This window comes from Streptomyces sp. NPDC027189 (assembly GCF_055566975.1).
In genome coordinates, this window is the sequence record NZ_JBVHRI010000009.1 from 238,329 (window position 1) to 258,553 (window position 20,225).

Here is a 20,225-nt window from a genome sequence, read left to right on the forward strand (position 1 = left end):
GTTGGGTTCGTTGGGTATGTCAGTCCGATCGTCGGACAGCTGAGTCATCGGGGCGGGGGTGGGTGGTGTGCGGCGGAAGATCGTGGTGGGGGAAGAGGAGACGGAGCGGGTCGCGTGTGCTACCGCGTCCGCTTTCCGGGGCCTGGACACGGTCACCGGTGAGGTGCTGAACACGACGCGGCTCGCGGTGCGGGTGGGCTGGCTGACCGGTCTGGTGGAGTCGATGGCCGCCGCCGTGATCGCCGGGCATTGGTCGCGGCCGGAGATCGAGCAGCTCGCTTCCGGGCGCGCCCCGTCGGGAGAGAAACTGCCGTCGAACGCATGGATGGCGTTGCGCACGCTGGGCTGGACCGCTGCTGTGCCCGAGGGGCGGTATGTGCCGGACCGGGTGCGCAGGATCGCCGAGGAACAGGCCGGAAGAGTACTGCGCTCGGCCCACTGGCGTTCCCGCATCGTGGACGCCGTCCTGGCCACCTGGCCCGCTGACAATTCTGATCCGCTGCGGCGTACCGATGCGGAGTGGCAGGCGCTGCGGGAGACATGTCCGGACGGCGCTGCGGTGCCCGTGTCGGTCCTGCGGGGACGCACCCGCCAGGTGCAGCGCTTCATCGCCGCCCGTCACCGGATGCCTGCGGATGTGTCCGAGCTGGAGGCCGCTCCGGGCGCAGGCCGTCAGGTGGTCCTGGCCGCCGCGGACAAGCAGCTGACCACGCTGACCCGCTGCGAGGACGACCCCGCCCACTACGGGGTGCTGACGGTACGCCTCCCTGTGCGTCCCGACCCGCGCTCGCGTACCGACTGGCGTCCGGTGATCCTGCGCTTCCGGCTGCCCCCGACCGTCGACGCGACGGCCGCCCTGCACGCCCCCACCCTGCGCCTGCGTAGCGGCCAGGTACGCATCGATCTCGCGTACACCGCCGCTGCCCCGAAGAGCCGACGGGACGGCCACACCCGTGCGGTGGCCTTCGACTACGGGCTGAACACCCTCCTCACCGGCGGCACCCTCACCCTCACCGGCGGCACCCAGCCCGCCGTCCTCACCGACGGTAGGCCCGTGTTCCTCCACGTGGACGGGGCCTTGGCGAAAGCCGACCGGCTGCGCATCGAAGCCGAACAGCTGTGGACCAAGACCGCCCACCTGGACATCCTCATCGAGGGCCACCACACCCAAGGCTCCCGCCCCGACCCGATGGACGTGGCCAAACTGGCCGTGCTGCGGACCGAGCACCGGTGGGTCAGCCGACGGCGTGAACGGCTGAACCGGGCACTCGCCCAGGCAGCGGCCCGCTTCATGGTGGACCACGCGCGGGCCGCCGAGGCGAGCGTCATCTACCTCGAAGATTTGCGGGACATGGAGGCCCGGGGCAAGGGCCGCACCCTCAACACCCGCCTGTCCTCCAGTGTCCGCGGCCAGATCGTCACCGCCACCGTCCACGCCGCAGCCCGGCACGGCATCGCGGTGGTCATCGTGCCCGCGCGGGGGACGTCGAAGTACTGCCCCCGCTGCCTGACCGCCTTCCGCCACCACGCCGCCCCCGACCGTCCCGAACGCGGCTGGAAATGGGCCACCTGCCCGAACCCGGCCTGCCGTTACAGCGCTGACCGCGATGTCGCGGCCTGGCAGCGGATCGGCGCCCGCGGCCTCCAACACCAACCCCACACCGTCCTTAACCGCACCGACGGCAGCTATACGCTCCGCCGCACGGTTGAGGAACTGGACCAGCCGGTCCGGCACACCCCCCACCCGGCCCCACCCCCGTCCGGTCCGCAGGTTCGGCCTGTGGACCGGACGAAGGCGGGGCCGACGAGAAGATGCCCTGTGCCCAGGAAGCGACGCAGGGTCCCCGCCCCACCCGGACCACCACCGGCACCGATTCCGGCCGTCGGCAGTGGTCCGGGTGGAAAGCGTCCGGCGGGGCGGACGCCCCAGCCACCCACCCACCGCACCCGGCGGTGGCGCAGGCGGCAGGCACCGCACACGATGAGCACCCCCACCCGGCACGAGCCGTATGGGGCCAGACTCGGCGCAGGCTTCCACCTGCACGCCCACGCCACCTCCTGGGGCCCAGACACCGGCAGCCGAGATCTCTTTTCCACCGGGGCGAAAACCCAGCCCCACCCAGGAAAACCTAAACTCATCTGAGACGCTGTGCCCCATGGCTGTCGTGCGTGACCTGCGCGTCCTCCTGCGCTTCCAGGGCTTCAGACGCCTGCTCGGCATACGGCTGCTGTCCCAGGGCGCGGACGGGGTCTACCAGGTCGCGCTCGCCACCTACGTCGTCTTCTCGCCGGAGAAGCAGACCTCGGCGGCCTCGATCGCCTCCGCCATGGCCGTACTGCTGCTCCCGTACTCCCTCGTCGGCCCCTTCGCCGGCGTCCTGCTGGACCGCTGGCGCCGCCGGCAGGTCTTCCTGTACGGCAACCTGCTGCGGGCGGCGCTGGCCTGCGTGACGGCCCTCCTGATGCTGAGCCACGTCCCCGACTGGCTCTTCTACGCCTCCGCCCTGTGCGTCACCGCGGTCAATCGCTTTGTCCTGGCCGGCCTTTCGGCCGCGCTGCCCCGCGTCGTCGACTCGGACCGCCTGGTGATGGCCAACTCCCTCTCGCCGACCGCCGGAACACTCGCCGCGACCCTGGGCGGAGGTCTCGCGTTCGTCGTACGGCTGGTCGCCTCGGACTCCGACGCGGCGGTCGTCCTCGTCGGGGCGGTCCTGTACCTCTGCGCGGCGCTCGCCTCCCTGCGCATCGCCCCGGAACTGCTCGGCCCCGATGAGGAGTTGGTGCCGCCACATCTGGCGACGGCGCTCGTCGGCACCGCACGTGGCCTCGCGGAGGGCGTACGCCATCTCGCCGGGCCCCCGCGTCGGGAGGCGGCCTGGGCGCTCGTGTCGATGACGCTGATGCGCTTCTGCTACGGCGCCCTGTTGGTCATGGTGCTGATGCTCTGCCGGTACGCCTGGTCGTCCAGCTCGGACGACGGTCTGGCCCTGCTGGGACTGGCCGTGGGCATCTCCGGGGCGGGCTTCTTCGCCGCGGCCGTGGTGACGCCCTGGGCGGTCGGGCGGCTCGGCGCCGGCGGCTGGATCGTCGCGTGTGCGGGTGCCGCCGCGATCCTGGAGCCCGCGCTCGGCCTGCCGTTCGCCCCTACGCCCACGCTGGTCGCCGCCTTCGTCCTCGGCCTGACCACACAGGGCGCGAAGATCGCCACGGACACGATCGTGCAGTCCTCGGTCGACGACGGCTTCCGCGGCCGGATCTTCTCCGTGTACGACGTACTGTTCAATGTGGCGTTCGTAGGAGCGGCTGGAGTAGCCGCTCTGATGCTGCCTTCTGACGGGCAGTCGGTGACTCTGGTGGCCATAATTGCCGTTATCTACGCATCAATTGCAGCTTGTATGTCCCAATCTGGCGCGCACTGAGTGTCAGAAACCTCTGGTGAACCTCAACTCCCTTGTTTCATTGGGTGATTGGCTGCAAAGATCTCGATTCGCGCCCGGAGATGACCAACCCGAGCACACGACCAGGAGATTTTCACTCCAGAAATCGGGGAACGTTCATGAAGACTCGTACCTCGCACGGAATAGCAGCAGCCCTCAGTACCGTCGCCATCCTCGCTGGCACCGCATCACAGGTTTCCGCCGCTGAGGCGCAGCAGACCGTGGCCAAGCAGACCGATCCCGCAGCCACCCCGGCCGCATACGCCAAATATCTGCGTCACTCCCACGAGGAGGGTGCAGCTGAGGCCCTCAAGCAATTCCAGCACCTACCGCGGGCCGAGCAGAACAAGTTCATCGGCTACCTCCACGACCCGGCCCTGCTCAAGTCGCTCTTCGACAAGAGCGCAGACCAGGGCAACGGAGCTTCTGCCTACGCCCGGAACACCAGCAGTACGACCTCGCTGCGCAACGGCGACGTCACCATTGGGCAAGAGCGCACCGTCAGCGACCTTTCCACCAGCGCAAGCAGGCCACTGCCCAGCGGAAACCACACGGTGACGTACACCGCCTACATAAAGCTCTTCAACGTAAAGGTCATAAAGCTCAACCTGTCGGTGAACTTCCACAGCAACGGGACAGACATCACCAAGGCGAATTACGCCGAAGCCAGCAAGAAGAACCTCAGCGGCGTCATCAGCCTTTCCCACGACATCCCGAAGAAGTCGCTGGGCACGTGGGAATTTTGTACGCTTCACCCTACCCGCTGCCATCACGGACACCACGCCAACGCCTCGGTCATCTGGGAGGGCTCGATTGGGTTTCACGGGAGCGTCTTCCAGGTCGACAAGAAGCAGTACATGGTGGCCGACAACTATGGCGCTGTCATCGACTACTACCTTCACAACGTGTAGGTAGGGGCGGAATAGCGCGATGGCTCTCTGATACATCGCCGCCGGGCAGGGAATGCCCCCTCTAATGCCCACCCAGGCTCGTGGGAAGGAGGCGCCAAGTTTCACATGAAGCAAGGCGCCTCCTTCCTGTGACATTCCCCTGCCCGGCCCGCCACTTTTGAGCAAGGCCACAGCCGTATCACGGTGTTGTCAAGGTCGGACAGATCGAGTCAGCTCTCCCTCTCCGGGAGCGGCTCGAGGCGCTCCTCAAGGCTCTCGTACGCCCGCGATAAGACGGTTGGAGCTGGGTGAGCTTGTGCAGTCACAGAGGAGCGCGCCCACGCAGGACACGTAGGTGCGTACGTGGGGGCGGCTGCGGCGGCCGCACTGAACCTTCCGACACTCGGCTTCCCTCGCCGTTGCCGTGGCGACGCTCTAAGCAGCAAATGCTGTCGCTATGGCCCGCTTTGAGTTGCAGTAAGTGTCACATCAGTGCCACAGAGCCCCTCCGGGCTACTAGGTTGTCACAGGGTCCCGATAACTTACGTGCGTCTTATTCGCGTCACGCGCCTACGTTCTAGGGGGACCCCAAAGTGACCACTCCGCCGCCCCAGGGCCAGAACCCGTTCGCCCAGGGCCAGCCGCCCCAGGGTCAGGCCCTGTACGGCCAGCAACCGCCGCAGGGTTACCCGCAGCAGCCCGGCTATCCCCAGCAGCCCGGCCAGCCCGGCTTTCCGCAGCAGGCGACCGCCCCGTACGCCCCGGTCCCGCCGCAGCGTCCGAAGCGCGGCATCAAGCAGTATCTGCGCATCGGGATCGTCGTCGTCGGCCTCATAGCCGCCGGCGTCGGCTACCTCGCGAGCCGCCACGACCCCGACACAGCCAAGGTCGGCGACTGCATGAGCATCAGCGACCCGAACAATGCCACCCACCCTGGCCTCAAGGTCGTGGACTGCAGCAGCTCCAAGGCCAAGTACAAGGTGGCGCAGAAGAAGACCGACGACTCCGGCTGCGACCGCACCAAGTACGCCGAGTACACCCAGAGCGGCAGCAGCGACTTCACCCTCTGCCTGACGCCATACTCCGCAAAGTAGGGGATTCAGCGAAGGGGCGGTGTTTCACGTGAAACACCGCCCCTTCGCGTCGCCCGGGGTCATGTTTCACGTGAAACATGACCCCGTTCCATGAGCCTCAGTCCTGCTCGGCCCACCACTGCTTGAGCGCAGCCACCGCCGCGTCGTGCCCCATGGGGCCATTCTCCAGCCGCAGCTCGAGCAGAAACCTGTACGCCTGACCGATGGCCGGGCCCGGGCCGATGCCCAGGATGTCCATGATCTGGTTGCCGTCGAGGTCGGGACGGATCGCGTCCAGCTCTTCCTGCTCCTTGAGCTGGGCGATGCGCTCCTCCAGGCCGTCGTACGCGCGGGAGAGTGCGGTCGCCCTCCGCTTGTTCCGCGTGGTGCAGTCGGAGCGGGTCAGCTTGTGGAGGCGGTCGAGGAGCGGGCCCGCGTCACGTACGTAGCGACGGACCGCAGAGTCCGTCCACTCGCCGGTTCCGTATCCGTGGAAGCGCAGGTGAAGTTCGACCAGACGCGAGACGTCCTTCACGAGATCGTTGGGGTACTTGAGCGCCGTCATCCGCTTCTTGGTCATCTTGGCGCCGACCACCTCGTGATGGTGGAAGGAGACCCGCCCGTCCTTCTCGAAGCGACGTGTCCGCGGCTTGCCGATGTCATGCAGCAGCGCGGCGAGCCGGAGCGTCAGATCGGGGCCTTCCTCCTCCAGCGCCATCGCCTGCTCCAGGACGATCAGCGTGTGCTCGTAGACGTCCTTGTGCCGGTGGTGCTCATCGCTCTCCAGCCGCAGCGCGGGAAGCTCCGGCATCACATGGTCGGCGAGCCCGGTGTCGACGAGCAGCGCCAGGCCCTTGCGCGGGTGCGCGGAAAGGATCAGCTTGTTCAGCTCGTCCCGCACCCGCTCGGCCGAGACGATCTCGATGCGGCCGGCCATGTCCGTCATCGCCGCGACGACCTCGGGGGCCACCTCGAAGTCGAGCTGCGCCGCGAACCGCGCGGCCCGCATCATCCGCAGCGGATCGTCGGAGAAGGACTCCTCTGGGGTCCCCGGGGTGCGCAGAATGCGAGTCGCCAGATCGTCCAGGCCGCCGTGCGGGTCGACGAACTTCTTCTCGGGCAGAGCCACCGCCATCGCGTTCACCGTGAAGTCCCGGCGCACCAGGTCTTCCTCGATGGAGTCGCCATAGGACACCTCGGGCTTGCGCGAGGTCCGGTCGTACGCCTCGGACCGGTACGTCGTGATCTCGATCTGGAACGACTGCTGTACGTCGTCCACGACGGCGTCCTTCTGCGCGCCCACCGTGCCGAAGGCGATCCCGACTTCCCACACTGCGTCCGCCCAGGGCCGCATGATCTTCAGTACGTCCTCGGGCCGGGCATCGGTCGTGAAGTCCAGGTCGTTGCCGAGTCGGCCAAGGAGCGCGTCCCGGACCGAGCCGCCGACCAGGGCGAGCGAGAACCCGGCTTCCTGGAAACGGCGGGCGAGGTCGTCGGCGACAGGGGACACCCGCAGCAGTTCAATCACCGCGCGGTGCTGCACCTGACTCAGGGCACTGGGGTTGTCTTCGTTGGCGTTCGGCACAACAGAAAAGGGTACGTGGCCGAGGCACCCGCCGGCGCCTCCATAAAACGTGCACAGGCACCCCCTCCGTCTACGGGCTTCAATAGGCGCACATACAGGACAGTCGGCCCTGTCCCCCGATCTTGTCGAGCACTCCGCGGCACTTACCCTCAGCGCGCATCGTTACCATGCGTGGACGCACATTCCGACGACCACTGACGACGACGAGGGACGGGCGAGCGCGTGGCCGAGGCGGCAGACTTCCAGGGGACGAGTCCCTCACCTGCCCGCCGGTGGCTCCGGCGTAGCGGCGCACTGCTGGCCGGGGTACCCCTGCTGGCGGGGCTGCTCCAGGTGCCCATCGGCACATCCGCGGCCGCCGCGGACAAGACCTCCGTGACCGACGCCACCGGGTCGAGCACGGTCGACGTCTCCCTCGACTCGCTCAGCCCCAGCGCTCCCACGGACGGCGACACGATCACCGTCTCCGGCTCCGTCACCAACAACGGCAAGCAGACGGTCACGGATGCCCATGTGGGCCTGCGCGTGGGACCGTCCCTGAGCAGCCGCTCCGCCATCGACAGCGCCGCACAGCGCACCGGGTTCCAGCTGGGACTGGACGCCCCGGAGGTCGGCGGAAAGTACGTCGCGAAGTTCTCCAAGATCGCGGCGGGCGGCTCTCAGCACTTCAGCATCTCGGTGCCGGTCAAGGAGCTGGACCTGGGCTCCGACGGGGTCTACCAGCTCGGTGTCTCGCTCACGGGCCGGACCGCCGCCCAGCCATGGGACCAGATCCTCGGCATCCAGCGGACGTTCCTGCCGTGGCAGCCCGAGGCGGCGGACACGAAGACGAAGACGACGTACCTCTGGCCGCTCATCTCCACGGTCCACCTCACGGCGGAAACCGGCTCGGACGAGCAGCAGACGCCCGTCTTCAAGAACGACGACCTGGCCAAGGAGATCTCCCCGGGCGGCCGCCTGGACCAGATGCTGTCCCTGGGCAGCGACCTCGACGTCACCTGGGTGCTCGACCCGGACCTGCTGGCCTCCGTCGACGCGATGAGGGACGGCTACCAGATCCGGACCGAGGACGACAGAACCACGAAGGGCAAGAGCCAGGCGGTGGCCAAGGCCTGGCTCGACAAGCTGGAGAAGACGGTCCAGGACAAGGAGGTCGTCGCCCTCCCCTTCGCCGACCCCGATCTCGCGTCGCTGGCCCACAACGGCAAGGACGTCACCGGTTCCCTGAGCCACCTGAAGGACGCCACCGATGTGGCCTCCGACTCGGTGGACACGATCCTTCATGTGAAGCCGAGCACCGATTTCGCCTGGCCCGCTGACGGTGCCGTCGACCCGTCGATCGTCAAGGTGGCCACCTCGGCCGGTGCCGACAAGGTGATCGCCCGCAGCGACAGCCTGCGTGAGACGGGCGGACTGCCGTACACGCCGAGCGCGGCGCGCCCCATCGGCGGCGGAACGACGGCGGTAGTCGCCGACGCCCGGATGTCGACCGCGTTCCAGGGCGACATGACGAAGGCCGACACCTCCACCCGCGCGGTACAGAAGTTCCTCGCCCAAAGCCTGATGATCAACCTGCAGCAGCCGGACGAGCAACGCAGCATCGTGGTCGCCCCACAGCGCATGCCATCCGGGAGCCAGGCCCAGACGATGGCGCAGGCGCTCAAGGCTCTCCAAGACGGAAACTGGTCCGAGTCCCAGGGCCTGTCCGCGGCCGCCCAGGCCAAGCCGGACGAGGGCGCCACCACGAAGGTGCCCTCCACGCACTCGTACCCGTCGTCGCTGCGCAAGCAGGAGCTGCCGCGAGCGGCCTTCGAGCGGATCCAGGGCACGCAGACCACGCTCGACAACTTCCAGGTGATCCTCACCGACAAGTCCCGGGTCGTCACCCCGTTCGGTCGGGCCATAGACCGTGGGATGTCCACGTCCTGGCGGGGCCGTGCCTCCCAGGGAGTGACCTTCCGCGAGGGCGTGGACTCGTACCTCAACGACCTCACCGGCCTGGTCCATCTGATCGACAAGTCCGACGCGAAGCTCTCCGGGCGCAGCGCCACGATCCCCGTGACCGTGCAGAACAACCTCGTGCAGGGCGTCGACAACCTGGTGCTGCGCCTCACCTCGCGCCAGCCCACCCGCCTCAAGATCGGTGACGGCCCCTACGACGAGCAGCCGATCCATGTCGCGGGCGAGCACAGCCAGTCGGTGAAGTTCACCACCTCGACCAAGGCCAACGGTCCGGTGGAGGTGGTCGCCCAGCTGTACACGAAGGACGGCCAGGCGTACGGCCCCAAGGTCCGCTTCGAAGTGAAGGTCACCGAGATCACGTCCACAGTGATGCTGGTCATCGGCGGTGGCGTTCTGCTGCTCGTGCTCGCCGGATTCCGGATGTACACGCAGCGCAAGCGCGCCGCCGCCCAACAGAGCGAGGAAGAGCCGGAGGACGGTCCCGAGGCCGACGGCGTGAACAAGGACACGGACGGCACCGTAGACACTGAGGACACCGAAGACTCCGAGAAGGGTCCCGAAGGGGAGTCCGGCGCGGAGTCCGGGGCAGACGACCCGGAGCACCCGAGTGACCCGACACCGGACACCGCACCGGAAAGCACCGACCCGTCCGGCACGGGTGAGAGAGTGGACCGTTGAGCGATGTCGTGGCCGGTGGGCCCGGGGACGATGAGGTGGGGTAACCATGAACGCGCCGTACGACGGTGACCGTGGCCAGGGCGCCGGCAGCCCGGGCCACCCCGAGGGCTACCCGGACCAGGGCGCGGGTCACTCCGGCTACCCCGAGGGTTACCCGGAGGGCCCTCCGCCCGAGCACGCCCAGATGCCGCCGGGATCTCCCGCGGACATGTACTTCCAGGACGCCTACAACCAGGATCCCTACCGGGCACAGGACCTCGCTGCCCAGGACCCGGTGACCGAGGCGCTCTACGACCGTGCCGCGCACCCCCCGCCGCCCCCCGGCACGTACTACCCGCAGCAGCCCCTCTACACCCAGCCGCCCACGCCGCAGCACGCCCCCGACCCCCGCGTGTGGGCCCAGACGCCCCCTCCGGAACCAGCCGGCCCGACACGGCATCTGCCGTACGGCGAGGACCCGCGCACGACTCAGTTCGTGGGCGTCGACGACCTGGTCACCCAGGCCGGTGAGGAGCGCCACGAGCCCGACGCGTTCGCTCACCTCTTCCGCGACCAGGGACAGGCCGACAGCCATCCCCCCGTCGGCGCGCCCGGCGTGCCGTCACAGGCCCCCGAGCCGACTGCGGCCGCCGTACAGCCTCCGGCGCCCGCACCCGCGGCCGCGCCCGCCACGAGGAAGTCCGGTGGACGCGCATCGGGCCTGCTGAAGTCGAGCGCGGTGATGGCGGCGGGCACGCTGGTCTCCCGGCTCACCGGCTTCATCCGGTCCGCGCTGATCGTCTCCGCGCTGGGCGTCGGCCTGCTCGGCGACACCTTCCAGGTCGCGTACCAGCTGCCGACGATGATCTACATCCTGACCGTCGGTGGCGGCCTCAACTCCGTCTTCGTGCCGCAGCTCGTGCGTGCCATGAAGGAGGACGACGACGGTGGCGAGTCCTATGCCAACCGGCTGCTGACGCTCGTCATGGTGGCTCTCGGCGCGCTCACGGTGCTCGCGGTTCTCGCCGCGCCGCTCCTGGTTCGCATGCTGTCGGCCCCTGTCGCCGGCGATCCGGCAGCCAACGAGGTCGCCGTCACCTTCACCCGCTACTTCCTGCCCACGATCTTCTTCATGGGCATCCATGTGGTGATGGGGCAGATCCTCAACGCGCGCGGAAAGTTCGGCGCGATGATGTGGACCCCGGTCCTCAACAACATCGTCATCATCGTGACGCTCGGGATGTTCATCTGGGTGTACGGCACGGCGGCGAACTCCGGCATGAAGGCCACGACCATCCCGCCGGAGGGCGAGCGGCTCCTCGGCGTCGGTGTCCTGCTCGGTCTCGTCGTGCAGGCGCTCGCGATGATCCCGTACCTGCGCGAGACCGGATTCCGGCTGCGGCTGCGCTTCGACTGGAAGGGCCACGGGCTCGGCAAGGCGGCGATGCTCGCCAAGTGGACCGTGCTCTTCGTGCTCGCCAACCAGGCGGGCGCGATCGTGGTCTCCCAGCTCTCCACGGCGGCGGGCAAGGACTCTCACGTCGACGGCACCGGCTTCTCGGCCTACGCCAACGCCCAGCTCATCTGGGGCCTGCCGCAGGCCATCATCACCGTGTCCCTGATGGCCGCCCTGCTGCCAAGACTCGCCCGCTCGGCCCACGAGGGCGACGCCGGCGCGGTCCGTGACGACATCTCCCAGGGCCTGCGCACCACAGCCGTCGCGATCGTGCCCATCTCCTTCGGCTTCGTCGCACTCGGCATCCCGATGTGCACCCTGATCTTCGGCTCCTCGGGCACCAGCGAAGCCACGAACATGGGCTTCATGCTGATGGCGTTCGGCCTCGGCCTGATCCCGTACTCCGTGCAGTACGTCGTGCTGCGCGCCTTCTACGCGTACGAGGACACCCGAACGCCCTTCTACAACACGGTCATCGTGGCCGCCGTCAACGCCGGGGCCTCGGCGCTCTGCTACTTCGTGCTGCCGTCCCGCTGGGCGGTGGCCGGCATGGCCGCCTCCTACGGCCTCGCCTACGCGATCGGCGTCGGGGTCGCCTGGAGCCGGCTGCGCAAGCGGCTGGGCGGCGACCTGGACGGCTCCCGCGTGCTGCGGACGTACGCCCGCCTGGGTATCGCCTCGCTGCCCGCGGCCCTCCTGAGCGGCGCGGCCTGCTACGGCATCGGCCACACCCTCGGACAGGGAGTCGGAGGCTCCATGGCCGCCCTCCTCGTCGGCGGGATCGCCCTGCTCGGCGTCTTCTACATCGCTGCGCGCAAGATGCGCATCGAAGAACTCAACTCAATGGTCGGAATGGTCCGCGGGCGCCTGGGGCGCTGAGGCGGGGGTACGCGCACAACCATCGTGCGTCGCTGTGTGTCGTGCATAGCGCCGGACTGTGGGCACAATTGGTTTCTGCGTCGGAGAGCGCGCAACGGATGGGGAGGCAGGAACGACGGTGGCGGAACGGAGCACGGCTGCCGTCGACGTGGCAGACAACAGCGGTGACGAGCCGCTGACCGCCAAGGCGGACCAGTCCACGGCCGACGGGGTGGCCCAGAACCGGGAGCGGGACACGGAGAGCGAAGAGGCACAGGGGAGCGGCGGGACCGAGGGTCCCGGAAGGGCCTCACCGCCCGAGCTGCACAGCGGTCACAAGCTCGCCAGGCGCTACCGCCTTGAGGAGTGCGTCACCCGTCTGGACGGTTTCAGCAGTTGGCGTGCGGTGGACGAGAAACTCCGCCGCGCCGTCGGCGTGCACCTGCTGCCCGCCGACCATCCGCGGGCCCGCTCGGTACTGGCGGCGGCCCGCTCGTCCGCCTTGCTGGGCGATCCCCGCTTCGTCCAGGTCCTGGACGCGGTCGAGGAGAACGACCTCGTCTATGTCGTGCACGAGTGGCTGCCGGACGCCACGGAGCTGACGACGCTCCTGGCCCCGGGCCCGCTCGAAGTGCACGACGCCTACCAGATGGTCAGCCAGGTCTCCCAGGCCATGGCCGCAGCGCATCGCGAGGGCCTTGCGCATCTGCGGCTGACCCCGGGTGCCGTGCTGCGCACCTCGTCCGGCCAGTGGCGCATCCGCGGGCTCGCAGTGAACGCCGCGCTGCGCGGCATCAGCTCCGACACCCCCCAGCGCACCGACACGGAGGCGATCGGCGCACTCCTGTACGCCGCGCTCACCCAGCGCTGGCCGTACGAGAACGACGCGTACGGCCTCTCCGGGCTGCCCAAGGGCGTCGGTCTCATCGCCCCCGACCAGGTACGGGCCGGTGTTCACCGCGGCCTGTCGGAGCTCGCCATGCGTGCGCTCGCCAACGACGGCGCGACCGCCTCCCGCCATGAATCCCCGTGCACCACGCCTGAGGAGCTGGTGAAGGCGATCAGCGAGATGCCCCGCATCCGCCCGCCGGAGCCGGCGTTCACCGCCCCGCCCGAGTACCAGCGCACGACGTACCAGCAGGGCACGTACGGCCGTCAGGCGCCGCGCCCGGGTGTCACGCAGCCCGTAGCGCCCCCGCCGCCCCCGCTGCAGAGCCGCACCGGCAAGGCCCTCAAGTGGGCCGTGTCGGCTCTCCTCATCGCCGCGCTGGGCCTTGGTAGCTGGCAGCTCGCGGACGCGCTGATGGACCGCGGCAAGTCGGACGACAACACCAACCAGACCCACACGAACGACGGCAACGACAAGAGCGGCGACAAGAGCAAGCCGGTCAAGCAGATCAAGATCCAGGGTGCCGAAGAGTACGTCGCGAAGGGGGACGCCCAGGCACCAGGGGACGTGGCCAACACGTACGACGGCAACAGCTCGACGTATTGGCGGACCAAGAGCTTCATAGACGGTCCTGAGATGAAGCCGTCCTTCAAGCCCGGCGTCGGTATCGTCTACGACCTCGGTTCGCAGCAGACGGTCTCGGCCGCCTCAATAGGGCTCCTGTACGCCGGTGACCACACGACGATCACCCTCTATGCGACGGACTCGACGAGCCCCTCGACGCCCCTTGAGTCGATGACGAAGATCGGGACCGTGACGACGAGCGGCACCACCGCGAAGATCACGATCAGCAAGAAGGTGAAGAGTCAGTACGTGCTGCTGTGGATCACCGCGATGCCCCGTGCGGCCGGTGACCAGTACAGCGGCGACGGCTACAAGCAGGCCATCACGGACGTGAAGTTCACCGGCTGACGGCTCGGCGGCGAAGGGGAGGGGGTCCGATGGCCGATGAAGCCGGATACGGCGAAGCAAGCGATCAGGATCTCCTCGCCCGCCATGTAGAGGGCGATCCCGACGCCTTCGGTGAGCTCGTACGACGTCACCGCGACCGGCTGTGGGCGGTGGCGCTGCGGACGCTGGGAGACCGCGAGGAGGCCGCTGACGCCGTCCAGGACGCGCTGGTCTCCGCCTACCGGGCCGCTCACACCTTCCGCGGCCAGTCGGCCGTCACGACTTGGCTGCATCGCATCACGGTGAACGCCTGCCTGGACCGCGCACGCAAGGCCGCCTCCAGGAAGACCTCTCCCGTCGACGACACCGAACGCCTGGAGCAGCTCCTCGAGCCACACGAGTCCGCCTCCGCTCCGGCCGAGCGCAACGATCTGCACCGTGAACTCCTGGAGGCACTGGGCACGCTCCCGGCCGACCAGCGTGCCGCCCTCGTCCTGGTGGACATGCAGGGCTACCCCGTGGCGGAAGCGGCCCGCATCCTCGATGTGCCGACCGGCACCGTGAAGAGCCGTTGCGCACGCGGCAGAGCCAGACTGCTCCCGCTGCTCACCCATCTCCGTACGGAGAACGGCAGCGGCGAGGACAGCAAGAAGTCGGGTGGCGGAAGGAACCGGACGCAGGGGACATCCGTCCCACCGGCAGCGGGACCACACGATGCAGGGCCAAGCGATTCAGCTGCTGTGAAGGGCGGAGGTGGGCGAGCGTGACATCCACGACGGATACGGCCGGGCACCCGGACGTCGCGGAACTCTCCGACCTCACCGAAGGTCTGCTCCCGCCTACCCGTACCGCGGACGTGCGACAGCACCTCGAAGACTGTGTGCTCTGTGCCGACGTCTACGACTCACTGGAGGAGATCCGGGGTCTGCTCGGCACGTTGCCGGGCCCGACACGCATGCCCGACGACGTGGCCGGACGCATCGATGCCGCCCTGGCCGCGGAAGCCTTGTTGAGTGCCACATCGCCCGATCATGCATCCGGTGCGGAGGACGACGGGGCGAGTGTTTCACGTGAAACATCCGCCGCCGGCCTCTCCGTCGCAGCGGCCGACTCGGGCTCCGCTGCGTCCGCAGACCGCCCTTCGGGACATCCTCGTGCGTCCACCGGCCCCGGCCGTGCCCACCGGGTACGTCGTGGGCACCGTAGGGCGGCGGTTCTCGGCACGGTCTTCACGGCTGCCGCTCTGGGGCTGGGCGCGATCCTCGTACAGTCGATGGGCGGCGACGGTAAGGGCTCCGAGACAACGACGCAGCAGGAATCGGGCTCGACGGTCACCTTCTCCGAGGGGCAGCTGAAGCATCACGTCGCGGATCTCCTCGCGAAGAACAAGAGCACCGGCAGCCGTTCCGGCAGCGCGAAGCCCTGGGGAATCGAATCCAATGGCGCGGAGACCGACTCCGGCGGGGTCGGCACCTTGATCACGCCCACTGTTCCCGTCCCTGACTGCGTCCAGCAGGGGACAGGCAACAGTGGGGTAGTCCTCGCTGCCGAGAAGGGCACCTACAAGGGCACGAGCGTCTATCTCGTCGTGCAGCCCGACGCCTCCGACAGCACGAAAGTCGCGGCCTACATCATCGACGACGCCTGCGAGAATCAGGGCTCGGCATCCCCCGGGAAACTGCTGTTGACGCAGTCCTACGCCAAGTCCTGAGGACGTCAGCACCCGACCGACTCCTCCCCGGATACCGCATGGCATCTCTGTGCGGTAGCGCGTCCTCGTGTGCCCTGACACACCGGGAATTGAAGCCCCTTAGGATCCGTTGGGTGGGGTGAGAGTACCGAGAGAGGCTCCCACCGGTACCCAGCAGTCTCCAGAGACGAGGAATCAAGCCGTGAGCGACGTCCGTAACGTGATCATCATCGGCTCCGGGCCTGCCGGCTACACGGCGGCGCTCTACACCGCGCGCGCGTCGCTGAAGCCGCTGGTGTTCGAGGGCGCCGTCACCGCAGGCGGTGCCCTGATGAACACCACCGAGGTGGAGAACTTCCCCGGCTTCCAGGACGGCATCATGGGCCCCGAGCTCATGGACAACATGCGCGCCCAGGCCGAGCGGTTCGGCGCCGAGCTGGTTCCGGACGACATCGTCGCCGTCGACCTGACGGGCGAGATCAAGACCGTCACGGACACCGCGGGCACCGTGCACCGCGCCAAAGCCGTCATCGTCACGACGGGCTCGCAGCACCGCAAGCTCGGTCTGCCCAACGAGGACGCTCTCTCCGGCCGCGGCGTCTCCTGGTGCGCGACCTGTGACGGCTTCTTCTTCAAGGACCAGGACATCGCCGTGATCGGCGGCGGCGACACCGCGATGGAGGAGGCCACCTTCCTCTCCCGCTTCGCCAAGTCCGTGACGATCGTCCACCGCCGGGACAGCCTGCGCGCCTCGAAGGCGATGCAGGAGCGCGCCTTCGCCGACCCGAAGATCAAGTTCGTCTGGGACAGCGAGGTCGCCGAGATCAAGGGCAGCCCCAAGCTCGAGGGCCTGACGCTGCGCAACCTGAAGACCGGCGAGCTCTCGGAGCTCCCGGTGACCGGCCTGTTCATCGCGATCGGTCACGACCCGCGCACCGAGCTCTTCAAGAGCCAGCTCGACCTGGACGACGAGGGCTACCTGAAGGTCGAGGCGCCTTCGACCCGGACGAACCTGACCGGTGTCTTCGGCGCCGGTGACGTGGTCGACCACACGTACCGCCAGGCGATCACCGCGGCCGGTACCGGTTGCTCCGCCGCCCTCGACGCAGAGCGCTACCTCGCCGCTCTCGCGGACAGCGAGACCGCTGCCGCGACCGCCACCGTCTAATCCCCCATCCGCCCCACCACAGAAACAAGTTAAGGAGCCCGCCGTGGCCGGCACTCTGAAGAATGTGACCGACGACTCCTTCGAGCAGGACGTCCTCAAGAGCGACAAGCCCGTCCTGGTGGACTTCTGGGCCGCCTGGTGCGGTCCGTGCCGCCAGATCGCTCCGTCCCTCGAGGCGATCGCCTCCGAGTACGGCGACAAGATCGAGGTCGTCAAGCTCAACATCGACGAGAACCCGGGCACGGCCGCCAAGTACGGCGTCATGTCGATCCCGACCCTGAACGTCTACCAGGGTGGCGAGGTCGCCAAGACCATCGTCGGTGCGAAGCCGAAGGCCGCGATCGTTCGCGACCTTGAGGACTTCATCGCCGAGTAGTCGGTGACGGCCGCACGAGCGGCAGATGTTTCACGTGAAACACGAATGGGCCAGCCCTTCCGGGCTGGCCCATTCGCCTTACGTGCAGAACGCCGGCTACAGAGGACGGAGCGCCGGTTCTTTCTGTACCGCTCCCAGGAGGCGGTCCAGCGCCAGCTCGACGTCCTCCTTCCAGGAGAGCGTCGTCCGCAGCTCCAGCCTCAGTCGCGGATAGGTGGGGTGCGGCCGGACCGTCTTGAAGCCAACGGCGAGCAGATGGTCGGCGGGCAGTACACAGGCCGATTCCTTCCACCGCGCGTCTCCGAAGGCCTCGATCGCTTTGAAGCCACGGCGCAGCAGATCCTTGGCAACCGTCTGGACCATCACCCGTCCGAGTCCCTGCCCCTGATAACCCGGCATGATGAAGGCGGTCATCAGCTGAACCGCGTCCGGCGACACCGGGCTCGTGGGAAACGCCGTTGAGCGGGGGACGTACGCGGGGGGAGCGTACAGCACGAAGCCCACCGGTACGTCGTCCACGTAGACGACACGGCCGCAGGAACCCCAGTCCAGCAGGACCGCGGAGATCCAGGCTTCCTTTTCCAGTGCGGGAGTGCCCGCCCTTACCGCGGCCTCGCCGCTGACTGGATCCAGTTCCCAGAAGACACACGCGCGACAGCGGTTGGGAAGGTCCTGAAGGTTGTCCAGCGTGAGCGGTACGAGCCGACGCCCCATGAAGGCTGTTCCTCGCTTCCTTCGCCCGCAGCTTCGCGGGCGTGTGTCAGAGCACTCCGCTCCCGGAGCAGGCTGCCGACGAAGCCGCCGACCGCGCCCAGTCCCAGGCCCGCGGTCACCAATCCGGTACGGCTCACGGTTTGCATGGCCCCCGCCTCCCCAATGAAGGTGCCGCCAGGTGGATGCGCCATACCCGTTCGCATCGTATCCACGATGCGATTCCATCGATACCGTCAGAAAGCAAAGAGCGGGCCGTGTTCCGGTACACACCGGACACGGCCCACGCTGCTGTTCGACCTGCGAAAGTGCGTCCCGTCGTTGGGCGACTCAGTCTTCCGTGTCCTCGGAGTCACCGTCCACGAGACTCTTCTGAAGGACCGGGCCCTCGCCCGGGGCGAGGGTGCCCAGGATGCGCTCAAGGTCGTCCATCGAGGCGAACTCGACGGTGATCTTGCCCTTCTTCTGCCCCAGATCGACCTTCACCCGCGTCTCGAAACGGTCCGAGAGGCGCGTTGCCAGATCGCTCAGCGCCGGGGAGAGCCGAGCGCCGGCTCGCGGCCCCTTGGAACGCGGAGCGCTCTGCGGCCGCGATCCCATAAGGGTGACGATCTCCTCGACGGCCCGCACCGAAAGCCCTTCGGCCACGATGCGGTGAGCGAGCCGATCCTGCTCCTCCGAGTCATCGACGGAGAGCAGAGCCCGCGCATGCCCCGCGGAAAGGACTCCGGCCGCAACACGACGCTGGACCGCCGGCGAGAGCTTCAGCAGACGCAGGGTGTTGGAGACCTGCGGACGCGAGCGGCCGATACGGTCCGCCAACTGGTCGTGCGTGCAGTTGAAGTCCTTGAGCAGCTGGTCGTAGGCGGCTGCCTCTTCCAGCGGGTTCAGCTGAGCGCGGTGCAGGTTCTCCAGCAGCGCGTCCAGGAGGAGCTTCTCGTCCTCCGTGGCCCGCACGATCGCCGGAATGGCCTCCAGCCCCGCCTCACGGCATGCCCGGAAGCGCCGCTCGCCCATGATGAGCTCATAACGCGCCGGGCCCACCTGCCGAACGACGACCGGCTGGAGCAGCCCGACCTCCTTGATGGAGGTCACGAGCTCAGCGAGAGCGTCCTCGTCGAACACCTCACGGGGCTGGCGCGGGTTGGGGGTGATGAAGTCGAGGGGCAGCTCGGCGAAGTGAGCGCCGACAGGTGCAGAGGGAGCCTCCAGGGCTCCGTTTGCCGAAGGCTCCTCCGTTTCATGTGAAACAGGCGGCAGTGTGGCCACCTTCGCCGCCGCCACCCCGCGCTCCGCGGTGAGCACGGGTACGGCCGCCGGCGAGGTGGAGGCTCCACCCGCTGCCGGGGAAGCCGCCTTCTCTCCGGTCGGAGCCGCGGGGATCAGTGCGCCGAGGCCCCGCCCCAGCCCTCGTCGTCGCTCACTCACTAGATCCCCTCCACCATGCTCTGATCATTCTGTGCGCCCAGGTGGGCTTGTTGCGCGTCGTAAGCCACACCGACTCCGCGGAGGGCGATTTCTCGTGCGGCCTCAAGATACGAGAGAGCACCGCTCGACCCTGGATCGTAGGTCAGTACCGTCTGCCCGTAGCTCGGGGCCTCGGAGATGCGGACCGAGCGAGGAATGCTCGTCCGCAGCACCTCGTCGCCGAAGTGGTTCCGCACCTCGTCCGCGACCTGGGATGCGAGGCGCGTCCGGCCGTCGTACATGGTGAGCAGAATCGTCGAGACATGGAGGTTGGGGTTGAGGTGCCCCCGGACCAGGTCGACGTTGCGCAGAAGCTGACCCAGGCCTTCCAGCGCGTAGTACTCGCACTGGATGGGGATGAGGACCTCCGCACCGGCAACCAGCGCGTTGACCGTCAGGAGTCCGAGCGACGGCGGGCAGTCGATGAGGATGTAGTCCAGCGGCTGCTCGTACGCCTGGATCGCTCGCTCCAGCCGGCTCTCTCGTGCCACCAGGGACACCAGCTCGATCTCCGCACCGGCGAGATCGATCGTGGCGGGGGCACAGAAGAGACCCTCGACATCAGGGACCGGCTGAACGACTTCGGAGAGCGGCTTGCTGTCGATCAACACGTCGTAGATGGATGGGACTTCGGCGTGATGGTCGATGCCCAGCGCGGTTGAGGCGTTGCCCTGAGGGTCGAGGTCGATCACCAGGACACGACCGCCGTGCAGGGCCAGCGAGGCAGCAAGGTTGACCGTGGTCGTGGTTTTACCCACCCCGCCCTTCTGGTTGGCGACCACCATGACGCGGGTCTGCTCGGGCCGTGGCAGGCCCTCACCGGCGCGACCTAGCGCCTCCACAGCCAGTTGGGCAGCACGACCGATGGGAGTGTCGTCCATCGGGGGCGGTGTTTCACGTGAAACATCCTCCCCCATCGACTCGGTACGGGGACCGGGGACCGGATCGGTCATCGGTCCCGCGATGTTGGCGTCGGACCGCAAGGATTCACTCTCCTCGACTTCAGGCTCGCAATGAACAGAGCCTCCCATGCCTTCGGGGTCGTGAACCAGCGA

The 20,225-nt window shown here is 68.1% G+C and carries 15 protein-coding genes; 11 read left to right on the forward strand and 4 right to left on the reverse strand.

The features are described 5' to 3' along the window. The first annotated feature begins 67 nt into the window (after positions 1-67). The 4 genes from ACZ4RZ_RS23655 to ACZ4RZ_RS23670 all read left to right on the forward strand — a co-directional run bounded on the left by ACZ4RZ_RS23655 (position 68) and on the right by ACZ4RZ_RS23670 (position 5,421). A complete protein-coding gene (locus ACZ4RZ_RS23655) occupies positions 68-2,143 on the forward strand; it encodes a zinc ribbon domain-containing protein (protein WP_467747280.1) in 2,076 nt (691 codons plus the stop codon). 13 nt (positions 2,144-2,156) lie between these two features. After that, a complete protein-coding gene (locus ACZ4RZ_RS23660; protein ID WP_467747281.1) occupies positions 2,157-3,419 on the forward strand; it encodes an MFS transporter in 1,263 nt (420 codons plus the stop codon). Between the two features lie 137 nt (positions 3,420-3,556). Then, on the forward strand, positions 3,557-4,348 hold the full coding sequence (locus ACZ4RZ_RS23665) for a hypothetical protein (RefSeq protein WP_467747283.1): 792 nt from the start codon (positions 3,557-3,559) through the stop codon (positions 4,346-4,348). A gap of 572 nt (positions 4,349-4,920) precedes the next feature. After that, positions 4,921-5,421 carry an LppU/SCO3897 family protein gene (locus ACZ4RZ_RS23670; RefSeq protein ID WP_467747284.1) on the forward strand — a complete coding sequence of 167 codons (501 nt, stop codon included), beginning with the start codon at positions 4,921-4,923 and terminating at the stop codon, positions 5,419-5,421. A gap of 97 nt (positions 5,422-5,518) precedes the next feature. Here ACZ4RZ_RS23670 and ACZ4RZ_RS23675 read toward each other — a convergent pair whose 3' ends face one another. Next, positions 5,519-6,985 (reverse strand): CCA tRNA nucleotidyltransferase, encoded by a 1,467-nt coding sequence (locus ACZ4RZ_RS23675; RefSeq protein WP_467747286.1) that lies wholly within the window; start codon positions 6,983-6,985, stop codon positions 5,519-5,521. A gap of 222 nt (positions 6,986-7,207) precedes the next feature. Here ACZ4RZ_RS23675 and ACZ4RZ_RS23680 point away from each other — a divergent pair, with 222 nt between their 5' ends. From ACZ4RZ_RS23680 to trxA, 7 genes are all read left to right on the forward strand, one after another. Beyond that, entirely contained in the window at positions 7,208-9,625 is a 2,418-nt protein-coding gene (locus tag ACZ4RZ_RS23680) for a DUF6049 family protein (protein ID WP_467747288.1), read from the forward strand. A 46-nt stretch (positions 9,626-9,671) separates the two neighbouring features. Next, positions 9,672-11,939, forward strand: coding sequence for a murein biosynthesis integral membrane protein MurJ (gene murJ / locus ACZ4RZ_RS23685; protein WP_467747289.1), 2,268 nt, complete (start codon positions 9,672-9,674; stop codon positions 11,937-11,939). A gap of 118 nt (positions 11,940-12,057) precedes the next feature. Next, positions 12,058-13,779: a protein kinase family protein gene (locus tag ACZ4RZ_RS23690; RefSeq protein ID WP_467747291.1), complete on the forward strand. Its 1,722-nt coding sequence runs from the start codon at positions 12,058-12,060 to the stop codon at positions 13,777-13,779. A 29-nt stretch (positions 13,780-13,808) separates the two neighbouring features. Further along, positions 13,809-14,525 (forward strand): RNA polymerase sigma factor SigM, encoded by a 717-nt coding sequence (gene sigM, locus ACZ4RZ_RS23695; protein ID WP_467747293.1) that lies wholly within the window; start codon positions 13,809-13,811, stop codon positions 14,523-14,525. Next, entirely contained in the window at positions 14,522-15,469 is a 948-nt protein-coding gene (locus tag ACZ4RZ_RS23700) for an anti-sigma factor family protein (protein WP_467747295.1), read from the forward strand. The genes sigM and ACZ4RZ_RS23700 overlap by 4 nt, the downstream gene beginning before the upstream one ends. Positions 15,470-15,650: 181 nt before the next feature. Beyond that, complete coding sequence (gene trxB / locus ACZ4RZ_RS23705) at positions 15,651-16,616, forward strand: thioredoxin-disulfide reductase (RefSeq protein WP_467747297.1); 966 nt, start codon at positions 15,651-15,653, stop codon at positions 16,614-16,616. A gap of 43 nt (positions 16,617-16,659) precedes the next feature. Further along, positions 16,660-16,992 (forward strand): thioredoxin, encoded by a 333-nt coding sequence (gene trxA / locus ACZ4RZ_RS23710; RefSeq protein WP_103545205.1) that lies wholly within the window; start codon positions 16,660-16,662, stop codon positions 16,990-16,992. A 96-nt stretch (positions 16,993-17,088) separates the two neighbouring features. Here the strand turns inward: trxA and ACZ4RZ_RS23715 are convergent, their stop codons facing one another. From ACZ4RZ_RS23715 to ACZ4RZ_RS23725, 3 genes are all read right to left on the reverse strand, one after another. Further along, positions 17,089-17,706 (reverse strand): GNAT family N-acetyltransferase, encoded by a 618-nt coding sequence (locus ACZ4RZ_RS23715; RefSeq protein WP_467747299.1) that lies wholly within the window; start codon positions 17,704-17,706, stop codon positions 17,089-17,091. 327 nt (positions 17,707-18,033) lie between these two features. Then, positions 18,034-19,131 (reverse strand): ParB/RepB/Spo0J family partition protein, encoded by a 1,098-nt coding sequence (locus tag ACZ4RZ_RS23720; protein ID WP_467747301.1) that lies wholly within the window; start codon positions 19,129-19,131, stop codon positions 18,034-18,036. Further along, a complete protein-coding gene (locus ACZ4RZ_RS23725) occupies positions 19,131-20,201 on the reverse strand; it encodes a ParA family protein (RefSeq protein ID WP_467747406.1) in 1,071 nt (356 codons plus the stop codon). Before ACZ4RZ_RS23725 ends, ACZ4RZ_RS23720 begins: the two co-directional genes overlap by 1 nt. Positions 20,202-20,225: the final 24 nt, after the last annotated feature.

Excerpts from the sequence above, each read along its gene's own strand:
- ACZ4RZ_RS23660 (WP_467747281.1), top strand. The coding sequence starts at position 2,157 with ATGGCTGTCGTGCGTGACCTGCGCGTCCTCCTGCGCTTCCAGGGCTTC.
- ACZ4RZ_RS23665 (WP_467747283.1), top strand. The coding sequence starts at position 3,557 with ATGAAGACTCGTACCTCGCACGGAATAGCAGCAGCCCTCAGTACCGTC.
- murJ (WP_467747289.1), top strand. The coding sequence starts at position 9,672 with ATGAACGCGCCGTACGACGGTGACCGTGGCCAGGGCGCCGGCAGCCCG.
- sigM (WP_467747293.1), top strand. The coding sequence starts at position 13,809 with ATGGCCGATGAAGCCGGATACGGCGAAGCAAGCGATCAGGATCTCCTC.
- ACZ4RZ_RS23715 (WP_467747299.1), bottom strand. The coding sequence starts at position 17,706 with ATGGGGCGTCGGCTCGTACCGCTCACGCTGGACAACCTTCAGGACCTT.
- ACZ4RZ_RS23725 (WP_467747406.1), bottom strand. The coding sequence starts at position 20,201 with ATGGGAGGCTCTGTTCATTGCGAGCCTGAAGTCGAGGAGAGTGAATCC.